At 71.3% G+C, this 16,897-nt stretch carries 15 protein-coding genes; 12 read left to right on the top strand and 3 right to left on the bottom strand.

Annotated elements, in window-relative coordinates:
- Window positions 1-67: 67 nt before the first annotated feature.
- The 3 genes from AQJ46_RS05680 to AQJ46_RS05670 all read right to left on the bottom strand — a co-directional run bounded on the left by AQJ46_RS05680 (window position 68) and on the right by AQJ46_RS05670 (window position 1,569).
- Entirely contained in the window at window positions 68-295 is a 228-nt protein-coding gene (locus AQJ46_RS05680; protein WP_019754243.1) for a DUF3107 domain-containing protein, read from the bottom strand.
- Window positions 296-471: 176 nt separating this feature from the next.
- Entirely contained in the window at window positions 472-1,113 is a 642-nt protein-coding gene (locus AQJ46_RS05675; protein ID WP_057610072.1) for a TetR/AcrR family transcriptional regulator, read from the bottom strand.
- A gap of 222 nt (window positions 1,114-1,335) precedes the next feature.
- Window positions 1,336-1,569, bottom strand: a complete 234-nt coding sequence (locus AQJ46_RS05670; RefSeq protein WP_059204560.1) for a hypothetical protein — start codon at window positions 1,567-1,569, stop codon at window positions 1,336-1,338.
- Between the two features lie 190 nt (window positions 1,570-1,759).
- Between AQJ46_RS05670 and AQJ46_RS05665 the strand changes: the two genes are divergently transcribed.
- From AQJ46_RS05665 to moeZ, 12 genes are all read left to right on the top strand, one after another.
- Window positions 1,760-2,848 carry an alpha/beta hydrolase gene (locus AQJ46_RS05665; RefSeq protein WP_059204559.1) on the top strand — a complete coding sequence of 363 codons (1,089 nt, stop codon included), beginning with the start codon at window positions 1,760-1,762 and terminating at the stop codon, window positions 2,846-2,848.
- Between the two features lie 305 nt (window positions 2,849-3,153).
- A complete protein-coding gene (locus AQJ46_RS05660) occupies window positions 3,154-4,833 on the top strand; it encodes a DUF3152 domain-containing protein (RefSeq protein WP_079072139.1) in 1,680 nt (559 codons plus the stop codon).
- Between the two features lie 57 nt (window positions 4,834-4,890).
- Entirely contained in the window at window positions 4,891-4,986 is a 96-nt protein-coding gene (locus AQJ46_RS58765) for an Ms4533A family Cys-rich leader peptide (RefSeq protein WP_311714713.1), read from the top strand.
- A 164-nt stretch (window positions 4,987-5,150) separates the two neighbouring features.
- The gene (locus tag AQJ46_RS05655) at window positions 5,151-6,869 is read left to right on the top strand and encodes an ABC transporter substrate-binding protein (protein ID WP_059204557.1); all 1,719 of its coding nucleotides are present in this window, start codon (window positions 5,151-5,153) and stop codon (window positions 6,867-6,869) included.
- 4 nt (window positions 6,870-6,873) lie between these two features.
- Window positions 6,874-7,878 carry an ABC transporter permease gene (locus tag AQJ46_RS05650; RefSeq protein ID WP_059204556.1) on the top strand — a complete coding sequence of 335 codons (1,005 nt, stop codon included), beginning with the start codon at window positions 6,874-6,876 and terminating at the stop codon, window positions 7,876-7,878.
- Window positions 7,875-8,873: an ABC transporter permease gene (locus AQJ46_RS05645; protein WP_059204555.1), complete on the top strand. Its 999-nt coding sequence runs from the start codon at window positions 7,875-7,877 to the stop codon at window positions 8,871-8,873. The genes AQJ46_RS05650 and AQJ46_RS05645 overlap by 4 nt, the downstream gene beginning before the upstream one ends.
- The gene (locus tag AQJ46_RS05640; protein WP_059204554.1) at window positions 8,870-10,462 is read left to right on the top strand and encodes a dipeptide ABC transporter ATP-binding protein; all 1,593 of its coding nucleotides are present in this window, start codon (window positions 8,870-8,872) and stop codon (window positions 10,460-10,462) included. Before AQJ46_RS05645 ends, AQJ46_RS05640 begins: the two co-directional genes overlap by 4 nt.
- Before the next feature lie 190 nt (window positions 10,463-10,652).
- Window positions 10,653-12,359: a DUF3492 domain-containing protein gene (locus AQJ46_RS05635; RefSeq protein ID WP_063803767.1), complete on the top strand. Its 1,707-nt coding sequence runs from the start codon at window positions 10,653-10,655 to the stop codon at window positions 12,357-12,359.
- Window positions 12,356-13,738, top strand: a complete 1,383-nt coding sequence (locus tag AQJ46_RS05630; protein WP_167368198.1) for a hypothetical protein — start codon at window positions 12,356-12,358, stop codon at window positions 13,736-13,738. The genes AQJ46_RS05635 and AQJ46_RS05630 overlap by 4 nt, the downstream gene beginning before the upstream one ends.
- 189 nt (window positions 13,739-13,927) lie before the next feature.
- On the top strand, window positions 13,928-14,887 hold the full coding sequence (locus tag AQJ46_RS05625) for an NAD-dependent epimerase/dehydratase family protein (RefSeq protein WP_059204551.1): 960 nt from the start codon (window positions 13,928-13,930) through the stop codon (window positions 14,885-14,887).
- Window positions 14,875-15,621 (top strand): spherulation-specific family 4 protein, encoded by a 747-nt coding sequence (locus AQJ46_RS05620; protein WP_059204550.1) that lies wholly within the window; start codon window positions 14,875-14,877, stop codon window positions 15,619-15,621. Before AQJ46_RS05625 ends, AQJ46_RS05620 begins: the two co-directional genes overlap by 13 nt.
- Window positions 15,622-15,684: 63 nt before the next feature.
- The gene (gene moeZ, locus AQJ46_RS05615) at window positions 15,685-16,863 is read left to right on the top strand and encodes an adenylyltransferase/sulfurtransferase MoeZ (protein WP_057610084.1); all 1,179 of its coding nucleotides are present in this window, start codon (window positions 15,685-15,687) and stop codon (window positions 16,861-16,863) included.
- Window positions 16,864-16,897 lie beyond the last annotated feature (34 nt).

The raw sequence follows: 16,897 nt of genomic DNA, 5'->3' as shown, positions 1-16,897 counted from the left end.
ATCTCGCCCGCAGCACGAAGAGGGGCCCGGCGACTTCCGGTCGCCGGGCCCCTCTTCGTCTGTGTGCCTACAGCGCGCCGAAGCCCACCTTGCGGGGAGCCGGCTCACCGAGCTCGACGTACGCCAGACGGTCGGCCGGGACGAGGACCTTGCGGCCGTGCTCGTCCACCAGGCTCAGCAGCTGAGACTTGCCGGCCAGGGCCTCCGAAACCGCCCGCTCGACCTCCTCGGCGCTCTGACCGCTCTCCAGAACGATCTCGCGGGGCGCGTGCTGCACGCCGATCTTGACCTCCACGGCTATGTCCCTCCGACGGTCAGTGAAGTGCGCGACCTTCCGCGCCGTACCCAGCACACATTAGCCCGGTGAGGGGACGTACACGTTCCGCGCAAGAACGCCAACAGCGAACAAGGGACGGGAACAAACGACCCGCACGCGCGCGTGCGGGTCGAGTGGTGGTCCCAGAGCTGATCTCAGTGGTTCTCCGTGCCGTGCAGCGGGAATCCGGCGATGCCCCGCCACGCCAGTGACGTCAGCAGCTGGACCGCCTGGTCGCGCGGGACGCTGCGGTCGCTGTGCAGCCAGGACCGGGCCACCACCTGGGCGAGCCCACCGAGGCCCGAGGCGAGCAGCATCGACTCCGCGCGCGAGAGACCGGTGTCCTCCGCGATGACCTCGGAGATCGCCTCGGCGCACTCGACGGTGACCTTGTCGACGCGCTCGCGCACCGCGGGCTCGTTCGTCAGGTCCGACTCGAAGACCAGGCGGAAGGCGCCGCCGTCGTCCTCGACGTAGGCGAAATAGGCGTCCATGGTCGCCCGCACGCGCTGCTTGTTGTCGGTCGTCGACGCCAGCGCGGTGCGCACCGCCAGGATCAGGGACTCGCAGTGCTGGTCCAGCAGCGCGAGATAGAGGTCGAGCTTGCCCGGGAAGTGCTGGTAGAGCACCGGCTTGCTGACGCCGGCGCGCTCGGCGATGTCGTCCATCGCGGCCGCGTGGTAGCCCTGCGCCACGAAGACTTCCTGCGCGGCGCCCAGCAGCTGGTTCCGTCGGGCACGGCGCGGCAGGCGCGTCCCGCGCGGGCGTGCCGCCTCTGTCTGCTCGATGGCTGTCACGCCGCCTCCCAATGTCGTCCACATGCGGTGTGCGCCGCGCCGCCATCGTACTTTTCGGTAACCGTGCTGTGCGCGGTACGAACGCAGAATTTCACGGACCGGACGGTGACGAAAACCGTCCAAAGGTTTCAAACGGTCATCTAGTGGGCAGGGCTGCCGTCCCGTTCCTGCTCGGGAATGCGCTGATGAGTGCCTTGTCGGCCGCTCGGCGCCGGTCCGACGTCACCGATAGTCGTCCTCGTCGAGCGAGACGACCCTGGCCTGTTCGACCAGGTCGGCCTCGTTGGCCCGGTCGGGGTCCACGCCGGTCAGGGGGTCGTCGCGGTCGGGCGCGATGTCGGTGTGCTGCTCGGCCGCGTCGACCTCGGGGGCCTCGACGTCGCGCTCGGCGACGTCGTCCTCCTCGAAGGCCTCGGAGTCGGTGAAGGCCTCGGGGTCGGTGGGGTCGTAGGCCATGGTGGGCTCCCTTCCTAGAACGTCCCTGATGTACACAGGGGGCCACATTCGGGTGCCCTGCGTACGAGCCTAGGAGACACACGATCTGGACGCCATGCGATGTACGTGCGACCGCCGCGCACGCCTCGTACATGTGCTCTGTGATGGCGAACACATGAACCACAGCGTGATCGTCTCGTAACATTGCCGCATGTCTTCGACCGAGCTGCCCTTCGTGCCGCCCGCCACCGTCCTGCCGAAGGTGGCGCCCGTCAGGGTCGGTGAGGGCGAGCGGATGAGGTCGGTGGGGCTGCCGGGGATCACCCTGGCGGTGCGTTCGAGACCACCCGCGCGCGAGGGGCTGCCGCCCGCGCTGTACGTCCATGGCCTGGGCGGTTCCTCGCAGAACTGGTCGGCGCTGATGGAGCAGCTGGAGGGCGACGTCGACGGCGAGGCCGTCGATCTGCCGGGCTTCGGTGACTCCCCGCCGCCGGACGACGGCAACTACTCGATCACCGCGCACGCGCGCGCGGTGATCCGTTTTCTCGACGCGTCCGGCCGCGGCCCCGTCCACCTCTTCGGGAACTCCCTCGGCGGCGCGGTGTCCACCCGCGTGGCAGCGGTGCGGCCCGACCTGGTGCGTACGCTCACCCTCGTTTCGCCGGCCCTCCCGGAGATCCGCGTCCAGCGCACCGCCGTGCCCACGGGGCTGCTGGCGGTCCCCGGCGTGGCCGGTCTGTTCACCCGGTACAGCAGGGACTGGACGGCCGAGCAGCGCGTCCGCGGGGTCACGGCCCTGTGCTACGGCGACCCCGGGCGGGTCACTCCGGAGGGGTTCCGGTACGCGGTGGAGGAGATGGAGCGGCGGCTGCAACTGCCGTATTTCTGGGACGCGATGACGCGTTCCGCGCGCGGGCTGGTGAACGCGTACACACTGGGCGGCCAGCACGCGCTGTGGCGCCAGGCCGAGCGTGTTCTCGCGCCCACGCTTCTCGTCTACGGCGGCCGCGACCAGCTCGTCGGCTTCCGCATGGCCCAGAAGGCGGCCCGAGCCTTCCGCGACTCCCGACTGCTGACGCTGCCGGAGGCGGGGCATGTGGCGATGATGGAGTACCCGGAGACGGTGGCGGGCGCGTTCCGGGAGTTCGCCGTGGACGGGGCGACTTCTGACGGTTCCGTGGGAGGCTCTGACAAGCGTGACGGTTCCGTGGGTGCCTCCGGTGAGGGGGCCTCGGGTGACCGGCGCGATTCCGCGACGGCCTCCGGTGACGGGGCCGACGCCACGACTGTGGGGAGCTGAGGCGGGGCGTGGGACGCCACAGTCGACGCGGGCCCGCTCCCAAGAAGGGGCCCGACAAGGGCAGTTCCGACCGGGGGGATTCGGGCCGGGCGGGCGCCGAGGGTCTTGGCACGGAGGCGAGGGACCGGGCGGACGCCGAGGGGGCGCGGGGCGCTACGGGTCTCGGCCGGGAGACGCAGGGCTGGGCGGGCGTCGAGGGAGTGCGGGGCGCCACAGGTGTCGGCCGGGAGACGAGGGACCGGGCCGGGGCCGAAGGGGCGCGGGGCGCTACAGGTCTCGGCACGGAGGCGACGGGCCGGGGACGGATGCCGACTTCGTCCGCTGCGGCGCCGCAGTCTGCTCGGCGGAGGACGCAGGGTGGCCGGGGGCCCGACCGCGGGGCACCCGGAGCTGGACCCGGAGTCGACGCTGCCGGGTATCGGGTGCCTGCGCAGGGCGGCCCGCGGCATCCAGACGGCACGCCTGCACATGGGTTTCCTCGGCTTGCGGACGGCACGCCTGCGGGTGGGTTTCCGGGGGTTCCGGATGGGGCGCCCGCCGGTTTCCCCCGGCTTGCGGACGGGTCGCCCGCGCGTGGCGTTCCTCGGCTTGCGGACGGGACGCCCGCGCACGGGTTTCCCCGGCTTCCGGACGGTACCCCCGCTCACGGCTTTCCTCGGCTGCCCGACGGCACGCCGGCGCGCGGGGTCCCTCGTGTGTCCGACGGTCCGTCCGGCCAAGGTGGGCGGCGGTTCCCGGAGGGGACGCCCCCGCACGGTTTCCCGCGGCTTTCCGACGGCACGCCGGCCCATGGCGTCCCCCGGGCCCGTGGTGGCCATCCCGAGCAGCGTGAATCCGGGGGCGGCTGGGGGGAGTTGAGTGATCGGGGACCGGGCGGGTACGCCGCCGGACCCGGAGCCGCTCCTCCGCGGCAGCGGCAGGGCCCGTCGGGATCGAGGCCACGACAGGACTACCTTGACGCGTTCACCGACGAGGTCGATGCCTTCGCGCCCGGTGGGCCTCGCGGCCCTGTTCCCGTCACGGCGGCCCGCGCGTCCGACTCCGCGTACCCCGCCGTCGCGCACCACTCCGACCCGTACGGCTCGGTCACCGACTGGCCCGACGACACCGCCACCGACACCGACGAGGACGCCCGCCCCGACTCCGGCGACGCGCCACCGGCCGACCCGCCGGTGGCCAAGGGCGGCAAGGGCCGGGCGTTCACCGGCATCGCGGCCGCCGCGGTCGTCACCGTCCTCGCTGTCGTCGTGGCAGGACAGGTCACCGACGGGCGCGACACCGCCGTGGGCACGCAGTCCGCGACCGACCAGGCCCGGGACGCCCGCGACTCCGTCTCGGGCGCGGACGGGCAGCCGACGCCGTCCGCCTCGGCCAGTGTGGCGACGCTGACGTACGAACAGGCGATGGGCACCAAGTACCCGCTCAGCGCCAAGCTCGACGGCTCGGGGAAGTTCGACGCGATCCAGGGCGTCGACAAGGCGCCCGGCAAGGGACAGAAGTACACCTACCGCGTGGACGTGGAGCAGGGTCTCGGACTCGACGGCGCACTCTTCGCCGAGGCCGTGCAGAAGACGCTCAACGATGACCGCAGCTGGGCCCACAGCGGCGCCCGGACCTTCGAGCGCGTCTACACGGGCAAGCCCGACTTCGTGATCACGCTCGCCAGCCCCGGCACCACCGCCGACTGGTGCGCCAAGTCCGGACTCGACACCACCGAGGACAACGTCTCGTGCGACTCGGCCGCCACCGAACGCGTGATGATCAACGCGTATCGATGGGCGCAGGGATCAAGTACATACGGTGATCAGATCCATGCCTACCGTCAAATGTTGATCAACCATGAAGTCGGTCACCGTCTCGGCTACTCCCATGTCACCTGCGACAAGAACGGCGAGCTCGCGCCGGTGATGCAGCAGCAGACCAAGTTCCTCGACCACGACGGGATCCACTGCCGGGCCAACCCCTGGCCGTACCCCGGGAGTTGACGGATGGCGCCCATGTCACATTGACATGGGTTGAGCCGGTCGTACATATTGCTGCGCATGTGGTCTAGTCATGCCGTCGAGAGCAGCGCCGCCATCCAGCTGGCGCTCATCGGTGTGACCCCGCTCTGCGTGGCCGACATTCTCTGTCGCTGACGCCCGCCCTCAGGCGCGCGCGTCGCGAATCCCGTACTTCTCCGTGACCTCGGTCATGGCTCTTTCGACGACCCGACGCCAGGGCGGACGTCTGTCCACTTTCGTCTCACCCTTCGTCAACCTGTCTCGCCATTCGAGACTCATCATTCGAGAGGTCGTCTCCGATGCGTCCACCGTCCCTCACCACGCGCCGTGTGGCAGCGGTATCCGTAAGCCTGGTTCTGGCAGCGGGCGCGGCCGCCTGCGGCCCTGAGGACAACGATGCCAAGAGCTCCGGTGGCGACTCCACGCCCCACAAGGGCGGCACCCTCACGGTGCTGAACTCCAACCCGCAGCAGGACTTCGACCCCGCCCGCCTGTACACCTCCGGCGGCGGCAACGTGCCCTCGCTCGTCTTCCGCACCCTCACCACCCGCAACCGCGAGAACGGCGCCGCCGGTGCCGAGGTCGTCCCCGACCTCGCCACCGACACCGGGCGCCCCAACAAGGACGCGACCGTGTGGACGTACACGCTGAAGGCAGGGCTCAAGTACGAGGACGGCGCCGCGATCACCTCGGCCGACATCAAGTACGGCATCGAGCGCTCCTTCGCGCCCGAACTCTCCGGCGGCGCCCCCTATCTGCGGGACTGGCTGGTCGGCGCGGCGGACTACCAGGGGCCGTACAAGGACAAGAAGGGTCTCGCGGCCATCGAGACGCCTGACGCCCGCACCATCGTCTTCCATCTGAACAAGCCCGAGGGCGAGTTCCCGTACCTGGCCACGCAGACGCAGTTCACGCCCGTCCCGAAGGCCAAGGACACCGGTACGAAGTACGAGGAGCACCCCGTCTCGTCCGGCCCGTACAAGGTCGTCACGAACCAGAACGACGGTGAGCACCTCGTCCTGGAGCGCAACACGTACTGGTCCACTTCCACGGACGCCGAGCGCAAGGCGTACCCGGACAGGATCGACGTCAAGTCAGGGCTCGACTCATCGGTGATCAACCAGCGGCTGTCGGCGTCCCAGGGTGCGGACACCGCCGCGGTCACCACGGACACCAACCTCGGCCCGGCCGAACTCGCCAAGGTGACGGGCGACAAGGAGCTCGCCGCCCGCGTCGGCACCGGGCACTTCGGTTACACCAACTACATAGCGTTCAACCCGACGGTCAAGCCGTTCAACAACGTCAAGGTGCGGCAGGCGATCTCGTACGCCATCGACCGGTCCTCCGTGGTGAACGCGGCCGGCGGCAGCGCGCTCGCCGAGTCCGCCACCACTTTCCTGCCGAACCAGAAGTCCTTCGGCTACGAGCCGTACGACCTCTTCCCGGCAGGTGCGACGGGCAACGCGGCGAAGGCCAAGGAGCTGCTGAAGGAGGCCGGACACCCGAACGGGCTCACGGTCACGCTCACCCACTCCAACGCCAAGGACTTCGAGACCAGCCCCGAGATCGCGACCGCGATCCAGGACGCGCTCAAGAAGGCCGGCATCACGGTCAAGCTCCAGGGACTGGAGGACAACAACTACTCGGACACGATCCACAGCGTGAAGACCGAGCCCGGCTTCTTCCTCGCCCACTGGGGTGCCGACTGGCCCTCCGGCGGCCCCTTCCTCGCTCCGATCTTCGACGGCCGTCAGATCGTCAGGGACGGCGCGAACTTCAACACGGGCCTGCTCAATGACACGTCGGTCAATGACGAGATTGACGCGATCAACAAGTTGACCGATCTTGACGCTGCCGCCAAGCGGTGGGGCGCACTGGACAAGAAGATCGGCGAGCAGGCACTGACCGTGCCGCTGTTCCACCCGGTCTACAAGCGTCTGTACGGCAAGGACATCAAGAACGTCGTGATCAGCGACTGGACCGGTGTGCTGGACATCTCGCAGGTCGCGGTCAAGTAACCCGATGAGCGAGGCACTTGTCGCCACCGAGGTTCCCGAGGCGTCCGTCTCGGGAACCTCCGGGGCCCGTCAGTTCTGGCGGCGGCTGCGGGCGCAGCGTGCCGCCATGGTCGCGGCGTTCGTCGTCGCACTGCTCGTCCTGGTGGCGCTAGCGGCGCCCCTGCTCACCGCGCTGGAGGGCCAGGATCCGACCAGCTACCACCCCTCCCTGGTGGACTCCGCGCGCGGTGGCGTGCCCATCGGGTCCTTCGGAGGGATCAGTGCGGACCACTGGCTCGGTGTCGAACCGCAGACCGGACGCGACCTGTTCGCGCGCCTGCTGTACGGCGCCCGGGTCTCCCTCGGCGTCGCGCTGACCGCGACCGCCGTACAGGTCCTGCTCGGTGTCGTCGTGGGCGTCGCGGCCGCGCTCGGCAACCGATGGGTTGATCAACTGTTGAGCCGGATCACCGACATCATCGTGGCCATGCCGTTGATGATCATGGCGTTGGCGCTGCTGGCCATCGTGCCGAGCAGCTTCTCGCGGCCGGTTCTGGTCGCACTCATCATCGGCTTCGTCGCCTGGGGCACGATCGGCAAGATCGCGCGCGCCCAGACACTCACCCTCAAGGAACTGGACTACGTGGCCGCAGCCCGGCTGAGCGGCTGGGGCACCTTGCGGATCGCCCGCCGGGAACTGCTGCCCGGTCTCGCCGCGCCGGTCATCACCTATGCGGCACTGATGGTGCCGGCGAACATCAGCATCGAGGCCTCCTTGTCCTTCCTCGGCGTCGGCGTGAAGCCGCCCACCCCGTCCTGGGGACAGATGCTCTCCTCGGCCGACGTCTGGTACCAGGCGGCCCCGCAGTACCTGCTGCTGCCCGCCGCCGCGCTGTTCCTCACCGTCCTCGCGCTCACCGTCCTCGGCGACGGCGTCCGCACCGCCCTCGACCCGCGCGCGGCCTCCCGCCTGCGCATCGGCACGGGCCGCAGGCAGGAGTCCAAGGCCGGCAAGGAGGGATCCGCATGAGCGGCTTCACCGGATTCGCCCTGCGCCGGACCGTGAGCGCCGTACTCACCCTGCTCGCCCTCTCGGTGATCATCTACGTCGTCTTCTACGCCACTCCCGGCAACGTCGCCCAGATCACCTGCGGCCCGCGCTGCTCACCGGAACAGGTGCACCAGGTCGCCCAGCAGCTCAGGCTCGACGACCCGCTGTACCTGCGCTACTGGCACTTCCTCCAGGGCATCGTCGCAGGCCACGACTACTCCACCGGCACCTCGGTCGAGCACTGCCCGGCGCCCTGCCTCGGGCTGTCGTACCAGAGCGACCAGCAGGTCACGCAGATCATCCTGAACAAGCTGCCCGTCAGCCTGTCGCTGGTGCTCGGCGGGATGGTCCTGTGGCTGCTGCTGGGCGTCGGCACCGGTGTGCTGTCCGCCTGGCGACGCGGCCGGTTCACCGAGCGCGCGCTGACCGGGCTCACCCTCGCGGGGATCGCCACACCTGCCTTCGTCATCGGCCTCGTCCTGATGATCGTGGTCTGCGGGCAGCTGGAGATACTGCCGTTCCCGGAGTACGTCGCCTTCTCCGACGACCCCGAGCAATGGATGTGGGGCCTGCTGCTGCCCTGGGTCACGCTCGCCCTCGCCGAGGCGGCCTACTTCGCACGGCTGACCCGTGCGTCGATGCTCGAGACGCTCGCCGAGGACCACATCCGCACCTTCCGGGCCTACGGCGTCGGCGAGCGGTCGATCGTCGGCCGGCACGCCCTGCGCGGGGCCCTGGCACCGATCATCGCCCTGAACGCCAACGACTTCGGCAGCGCGGTGGGCGGGGCCGTCCTCGTCGAGTCACTGTTCGGCCTGCCCGGCATCGGCCAGGAACTGGTCCACGCCGTCACCGTCGTCGACCTCCCGGTCGTCGTCGGGATGGTCCTGGTCATCGGCTTCTTCGTGGTGCTCGCCAACGCCGTCGCGGACGTGCTGTACGCGGTGGCCGACCGACGGGTGGTGCTCGCATGAGCCTCGTCCATGTCACGGACCTGACCGTCGAGTTCGGCGACCTGCGTGCCGTCGACGGCCTCTCCGTCCGCCTGGAGCAGGGCGCCGCCCTCGCCCTGGTCGGCGAGTCCGGCTCCGGCAAGTCCACCGTCGCCTCGGCCCTGCTCGGGCTGCACCGCGGCACGGGCGCCCGCGTGGGCGGCTCGGTCGAGGTCGCCGGAGTGGACGTACAGCGAGCGCCGGACGACGACCTGCGGCGGCTGCGGGGCGGGAAGGCCGCGATGGTCTTCCAGGACCCGTTGTCGTCCCTGGACCCGTACTACGCGATCGGCGACCAGATCGCCGAGGTGTACCGCGTGCACACGCGTGTGTCGCGACGAGCCGCACGCGCGCGTGCGGTGGAGGTGCTGGACCGGGTCGGCATTCCGGACGCCGTACGGCGATCCCGGGCCCGTCCGCACGAGTTCAGCGGCGGCATGCGTCAGCGCGCCCTCATCGCGATGGCACTGGCCTGCGAGCCCGACCTGCTGATCGCCGACGAGCCGACGACCGCGCTCGACGTGACCGTCCAGGCCCAGATCCTCGACCTGCTGCACACCCTGCGCCAGGAGACCGGGATGGGTCTGCTGCTCGTCACGCACGACGTGGGCGTCGCCGCCGAGAGCGTCGACGACGTGCTCGTCATGCGGCACGGCCGCGCGGTCGAGCAGGGGCCGGTCGGCGCGGTGCTCGGGGCGCCGGCGGAGGCGTACACGCGTGAACTGCTCGCCGCGGTACCGCGCGTGGACGCGCCTCGGACACCTTCCCGGGCATCCGGCGAGGTGGTCCTCGAAGCGAAGAGCCTGCGGCGCGAGTTCGGGCGAGGCAAGAAGGCCTTCGCGGCCGTCGACGACGTCTCGCTGACGGTCCACCGTGGCGAGACCCTCGGCGTCGTCGGCGAGAGCGGCAGCGGCAAGACGACCCTGGGGCGCATGCTGGTCGGGTTGTTGGAGCCGACGGCGGGCGAGGTCCGTCACGACGGCCACGCGCGCGTGGGCGTGAACCCGGCCGTCCAGATGGTCTTCCAGGACCCCGTCTCCTCCTTGAACCCACGCCGCAGCGTGGGCGAGTCGATCGCCGACCCGCTCCGCGCGCGTGGTGAACGGGACGAGAAGCGGATCAGGGGGCGCGTGACGGAACTCCTGGAGCGCGTGGGGCTCGAAGGGGCGCACTACGACCGCTACCCGCACGAGTTCAGCGGCGGCCAACGCCAGCGCGTGGGCATCGCGCGGGCGCTCGCGGCGGACCCGCGCGTCATCGTCTGCGACGAACCGGTCTCCGCGCTCGACGTCACCACCCAGGCCCAGGTGGTCGCCCTGCTCGGCGAGTTGCAGCGGGAGCTGGGGCTCGCGCTGGTCTTCGTCGCGCACGACCTCGCCGTCGTACGCCAGGTCAGCGACCGGGTCGCCGTGATGCGGCGCGGCCGGATCGTCGAGACCGGGCCCGCCGACGAGGTGTACGACAACCCCCGGGACCCGTACACCAAGCAGCTCCTGGCCGCCGTACCGGCGCTCGATCCGCGCATCGCGGCCCGGCGCAGGGCGGAGCGCCGGGAAGTGGCCGTGACCTGACGTTCTGTGTCCGCATGATCTCCTAGCGCGACCGAACGCGATCCGCACGGGAAAGTTACGACCGTTCACCCCTTTTGGTGGCGCGATGGACAACCGTCCGTCGCGCCACCGCCTTGTCCGCATACGTTCTTCCCGCTGCGAGCCGCCGGGCCAACGGCGGCTCTCGACACGGGAGATCGGGGGCGCACTCGTGCGCATAGGACTGCTTACGGAGGGTGGCTATCCGTATGTGAGCGGTGACGCCAGGCTCTGGTGCGACCGGCTCGTGCGCGGCCTCGGGCAGCACGAGTTCGACATCTACGCGCTCAGTCGCAGCGAGCGCCAGGAGGACGAGGGCTGGGTCCAGCTGCCGCCGCAGGTCGGCCGGGTCATCACGGCCCCGCTGTGGACCGCGGCGGACGACGGCGTGGTGTACGGCAGGCGGGCGCGCCGTCGGTTTGCCGAGTCCTACGGCGAGTTGGTGGCGGCGCTGTGCGAAGGGGGGGTCGGCGACGCCTCGGGGGAGTCGTCGGCCGCCGAGGCGGACCGTTTCGCCATCGCCCTGTACGGGCTCGCCGAACTCGCCCGCGACGAGGGCGGACTGGTGGGGGCGCTCCGCTCCGAGACCGCCGTACGCGCCCTGGAGCGCGCCTGTCGCGCACCCGGCGCCCGGCAGACGGCACGCGAGGCGCGCGTACCGGATCTGCTGGCTGTCGCCGCGCACCTGGAGCGCGCCCTGCGCCCCCTCTCGCTCGACTGGTACGAGGACGACGGCCTCGGCGCGGTCGACCTGTGTCACGCGGCCTCCGGTGGCCCGGCCGCCCTGCCCGGTCTCCTCGCGCACCGCTTCTGCGGCGTCCCGCTGCTGGTGACCGAGTACGGCGTGCGGTTGCGCACGCACTACCTGGCCGACACCGAGTCCGCGCCCGCCGTACGGGCCCTGCTCGCCGCCTTCCACGGCCGGCTGGCCACCGAGACCTACCGGCGGGCCGCGGTCGTCACGCCCGGCAACGCCCACGCCCGCCGCTGGCAGGAGCGCTGCGGCGCCGACCGCGAGAAGCTGCGCACGGTCTATCCCGGCATGGATGCCGCCCGCTTCACGGAGGTGGGGGAGTCCGCGGAGTGCGGGGACCCGGACCGGCTGGTCTGGGTGGGCCGCGTCGAACCCGCCAAGGACCTGATCTCCCTCCTCCACGCCTTCGCGGAGGTCCGCAAGGAGGAGCCCAAGACGCGGCTGAGAATCGTCGGCGCGCCCACCGGCCCCGAGGGCGCGGCCTATCTGGGGCACTGCAAGGCGCTGGCCGCGCAGCTCTTCCCGGACGAGGCGGAGGGACTGCACGCCGTCGGCGACAACCCCGTCTCCTTCGAGGAGATCGGCGGTCCCGAGGTGCCGACCCTCGCCGACGCGTACGCCTCGGGCGCGGTCACCATCCTGTCCAGCGTCGTCGAGGGCTTCCCGATCAGCCTCGTCGAGGCCATGTTCTGCGGCCGGGCCACCGTGTCCACCGACGTCGGCGCGGTCGTGGAGGTCATCGGTGGCACGGGGCTCGTCGTCCCGCCGCGCAACCCGAAGGCGCTCGCGGAGGCGTGCGTGACGCTGCTGCGCGACCCCGAACGCCGTGAGCGCCTCGGCGCCGCCGCGCGCGCCCGCGCTCTCGAACTGTTCACCGTGGAGCAGAACATCACGGCATTTCACGGCATTTACCTGGAGATCGTCTCGCACACGCCGGTCCGCCGGGTCGTGCTGGGCGGCACCGGCAAGCCCCTCCCGTTCGCCACCCCCGCCGAGGCCCATGTCCCCGGCCACTGGACCGAACTCAACACCCGCGTCGTGGCCCGAAGCGGCCCCGGCTGGGCCGCGGGGCCCCCGGTTCACGCGACGCCTCCCTTCGCCGCCACGGAAGGAGCGTCCGGATGAGCGACGTGGGACTCGACCGCCCCGACACTCCGGGCGGCTCGGGGGCGGGCGAGCACGGAGCGGATGGCGGCCCGGGGGGCGGTGAGGCAGCGGTAACGTCGGGAACTTCGGGGCCGCGATCCGCGAAGGTCCCAGAGAAGTCAGAGGAGTTCGGAGGATCCACGGCATCCGGAGGGTTCGAAAGGGCTGAGGCGGGCGTCGCGGACGCGGACCCGCCCACCCCATCGGCACCCGCTCCCCGCGCCCCCGAGGTCTCCACCGGCCGCAAGTCCACCACCCCCGGCCCCGCCCGCCGTTCCCCTGCCGACCCGGTGAAGGCCCTGATGCACCGTCACCGCGAGCTGTGCGAACGGGCCGTCGACCCCCTGGAGATCGCCGCGGGTCTCGAGGCGCACGGCGTCACCGACCGCACCGCCGTCCGCTTTCGGCACCGGGACGTCTTCTCCCTCGCCGAGGAGATGTACGCCCGCGTCCCGAGGGACGGCGAGACGCCCCCGCCCCCCACGGCGGAGCAGGCACCCCGGGCCCGTGCGGACTGGGCCCTGCTCACCCTCCTCCCCGGCGCCCTCTGCGCGGCCACGGTGGCCGGCATCCGCCTCACCGACGGCCAGTCCCGCCTGGTCGCCGCCTTGGTGGGCTTCCTGGCCGTGTCCCTGGCCATGCGCGCGGCCCTGTCCCGCGGCCCCCTCGGCATCCCCGACCGCGCACACACCCCCGGCACCTCCACCTGGATGTACTGGCTCCTCGCCTACGCAGCCCTCGGCGACGGCCTCCTCGCGGCGGCCGTGACCGGCGGTCCCGACGCCCTGCCCACCGGCACCCCCGAGGCCCCCTGGCCCATGGCCACCGCTCCCGTCCTCGCCCTGGCCCTGTCCTGCGCTCCGGCAGCCTGGTCCGCCCACCTCTTCGCGGCGGGCGCCCGCCGCAAACTGACCGTCAGTCGAGGCCTGGAGGACTTCGCGGCCTCCGTACGCCCCCTGCTGCTCGGCACGTTCGCCCTCTATCTGTGCGCCTTGACGGCTCTCTCGGCCCTGTCCGGCGCCGCCCTGGACGAACCCTCCGCCCACCCACAGGTCATCGCCCTGGGTGCCCTCCTCTTTCTCGCCCGCCTCCTCACCGTCCACGGCTTCACTCACGCCCCCGCGGTGGTGCTCACCGCCGCCGCGACAGCCCAGACGACGGCCCTGGCCGCGGCCTTCGCCTCCCGCCTGCCGGGCTGCGGCTTCCTGACCGCACCGGTGGAAGCCCTCGTGGACCTCTGGGGCGCGGGCGGCATCCAGACCCTTTCCTGCGGAATCGGCGCCCTGGCCCTGCTGATCCACGGGATCCGCAAGCTGACCAGGGCATCGGCCCACGCCCAGGCGGAGGACCCGTGCTGACCCGGCCCCGAGCGACGCACCCGCCGTAGGCGCGGCCACCCGCCCCGTGGGCGAAACCGCCCGCTGAACCCGCACAGGCCGCCGCAGGCACCCCGGCCCCACCGCCGGACGCAACTCGCAAGCCCCTCCCGAAGGAGAACCCGCAATGACCACCTCCCGACCTGCCCCCAAGGCCCCGGGAGCAGCCCGATGAGAGTCCTGCTGATCGGAGCCAACGGCTACCTCGGCCGCTTCGTCGCCGACCGCCTGCTCGCCGACCCCGCCGTCCAGCTCACCGCGCTCGGCCGCGGCGACGACGCCGACGTCCGCTTCGACCTCGCGTCCGGCAGCCCCGGCGCCCTCACCCGCTTCCTCGACGCGGTCCACCCGGGCGTCGTCGTCAACTGTGCCGGCGCCACCCGCGGCGGTGCCCGCGAACTCACCCGCCACAACACGGTCGCCGTCGCCACCGTCTGCGAGGCCCTGCGGCGCAGCCGCTGCGCTGCCCGTCTGGTGCAGATCGGCTGTGGCGCGGAGTACGGCCCCAGCCAGCCCGGCTCCTCCACGGCCGAGGACGCCGTCCCCCGTCCCGGCGGTCCGTACGGCGTCAGCAAACTCGCCGCCACCGAACTGGTCCTCGGATCCGGCCTGGACGCCGTCGTCCTGCGGGTCTTCTCACCGGCGGGCCCCGGCACTCCCGCGGGCTCCCCGCTCGGCCGTCTCGCCGAGGCCATGCGCCGCGCCATGCAGTCCGGCGACGGCGAACTGAAACTCGCCGGCCTCGGCGCCCAGCGCGACTTCGTCGACGTCCGCGATGTGGCCCGCGCCGTCCACGCGGCCTCGCTCTCCGCCGCACAGGGCGTCATCAACATCGGCTCGGGCCGTGCCGTCCGCCTCCGCGACGCTGCGGCCGTCCTGGCCCGGGTCGCCGGATACGGCGGCGCCCTCCATGAACTCGACGGTCCTCCCGGCCAGCTGAGGGCGACCATCGGGCATCCCCGCTCCGAACCGGACCACGCGGGACCCGTCGCGTACCCGTACCCCGACGGCTGTGGCAGCTGGCAGCAGGCCGACGTGCGCACCGCACGCGACCGGCTCGGCTGGCGCCCCCGGATCAACCTCGAAGAGTCCCTCGCCGACATCTGGATGGAGGCGGCATGCCGCATCTGACCAGCACGAAGACAAGCACGCCGAGCACCGACCTGCGCGTCGGCCTCGGTGCCCCCGGCTTCGCCCATCCCCTGGTCGCCCCCGCCGAATGGGCCGAACTCAGCCGTCCCGGCACCCCACTGCACTGGGCCGTCCTCAACGTCGCCGACGGACCCGGGGCCCGCCCCGACCCGCACTGCCTCGAAGCGGCCGGCCGGCTGCGCAACGCGGGCGTCCGCGTCCTCGGTCACCTCGACACCTCCGGGGTCCGCACCTGCGGCGAGCTGGTCCCCGAGGCACATCGCTACATCAACTGGTACCAGGTCGACGGCTTTCTCCTGGACCACTGCCCGGTCGAACACGCGGCGCTCCCCGAGGTGCGCCGCACCGTCACCGCGCTCCGCGCGATCCGTGACGATGCCCACATCGTCCTCGGCCACGGCACCCACCCCCACCCGGGATACGCCGAGAACGCCGACCAGCTGGTCACTTTCTCCGGGTCCTGGAGCGACTACCGCTGGTCGCAGGTGGCCGAGTGGACCGCCGACTACCCGCCCGACCGCTTCTGCCACCTCGTCCACGGAGTGCCCGGCCCGCACCTCGAGGAGGCCCTGCGGATCGCGCGCTGGCAGGGTGCCTCGACGATCTGGTTCACCGACCGCACGGACCGCGGCGGCCGCGTCGACCCGTGGGAGACCCTGCCCGGCTACTGGGACGAGATCGTCTCGCGGATCGGAACGGGTGTCTCGGAATGAAGAAGCCCATGGCAGTGTTACGGGGAGAACAACTGTAGTGATTGACCGACCAACGGAGTCCCCGTGTCGCTGCCACCCCTGGTCGAGCCCGCCTCCGAGCTCACCGTAGACGAGGTCCGCAGGTACTCCCGCCACCTGATCATCCCCGACGTCGGGATGGACGGGCAGAAGCGGCTGAAGAACGCCAAGGTGCTCTGTGTGGGCGCCGGCGGCCTGGGCTCGCCGGCGCTGATGTACCTGGCCGCGGCGGGCGTCGGCACGCTCGGCATCGTGGAGTTCGACGAGGTCGACGAGTCGAACCTGCAGCGCCAGATCATCCACAGCCAGGCCGACATCGGCCGCTCCAAGGCCGAGTCCGCGCGCGACTCGGTCCTCGGCATCAACCCGTACGTGAACGTGATCCTTCACGAGGAGCGGCTCGAGGCCGAGAACGTGATGGAGATCTTCAGCCAGTACGACCTGATCGTCGACGGAACCGACAACTTCGCGACCCGCTACCTGGTCAACGACGCGTGCGTGCTGCTGAACAAGCCGTACGTCTGGGGCTCGATCTACCGCTTCGACGGCCAGGCCTCCGTCTTCTGGTCCGAGCACGGCCCCTGCTACCGCTGCCTCTACCCGGAGCCCCCGCCCCCCGGCATGGTCCCCTCCTGCGCCGAGGGCGGCGTCCTGGGCGTGCTGTGCGCGTCCATCGGCTCCATCCAGGTCACCGAGGCGATCAAGGTCCTCACGGGCGTCGGCGAGCCGCTCGTCGGCCGCCTGATGATCTACGACGCCCTCGAGATGCAGTACCGCCAGGTCAAGGTCCGCAAGGACCCGGACTGCGCGGTCTGCGGCGAGAACCCGACCGTCACCGAGCTCATCGACTACGAGGCCTTCTGCGGCGTCGTCTCCGAGGAGGCCCAGGAGGCGGCCGCCGGCTCGACGATCACTCCGAAGCAGCTCAAGGAGTGGATCGACGACGGCGAGAACATCGAGATCATCGATGTCCGTGAGATCAACGAGTACGAGATCGTCTCGATCCCGGGCGCGAAGTTGATCCCGAAGAACGAGTTCCTCATGGGCACCGCCCTGGAGGGCCTCCCGCAGGACAAGAAGATCGTCCTGCACTGCAAGACGGGTGTCCGCAGTGCGGAAGTTCTCGCGGTCCTGAAGTCCGCGGGCTTCTCCGACGCCGTGCATGTCGGTGGCGGCGTGATCGGCTGGGTCAACCAGATCGAGCCGGACAAGCCGGTCTACTAGGCCCACGTCTTCCCGGGAGGGGCTCGGCACCAGG

Source organism: Streptomyces canus, from assembly GCF_001514145.1.
Taxonomy (GTDB): domain Bacteria; phylum Actinomycetota; class Actinomycetes; order Streptomycetales; family Streptomycetaceae; genus Streptomyces; species Streptomyces canus.
This window is presented reverse-complemented; position numbering and strand designations above follow the sequence as displayed.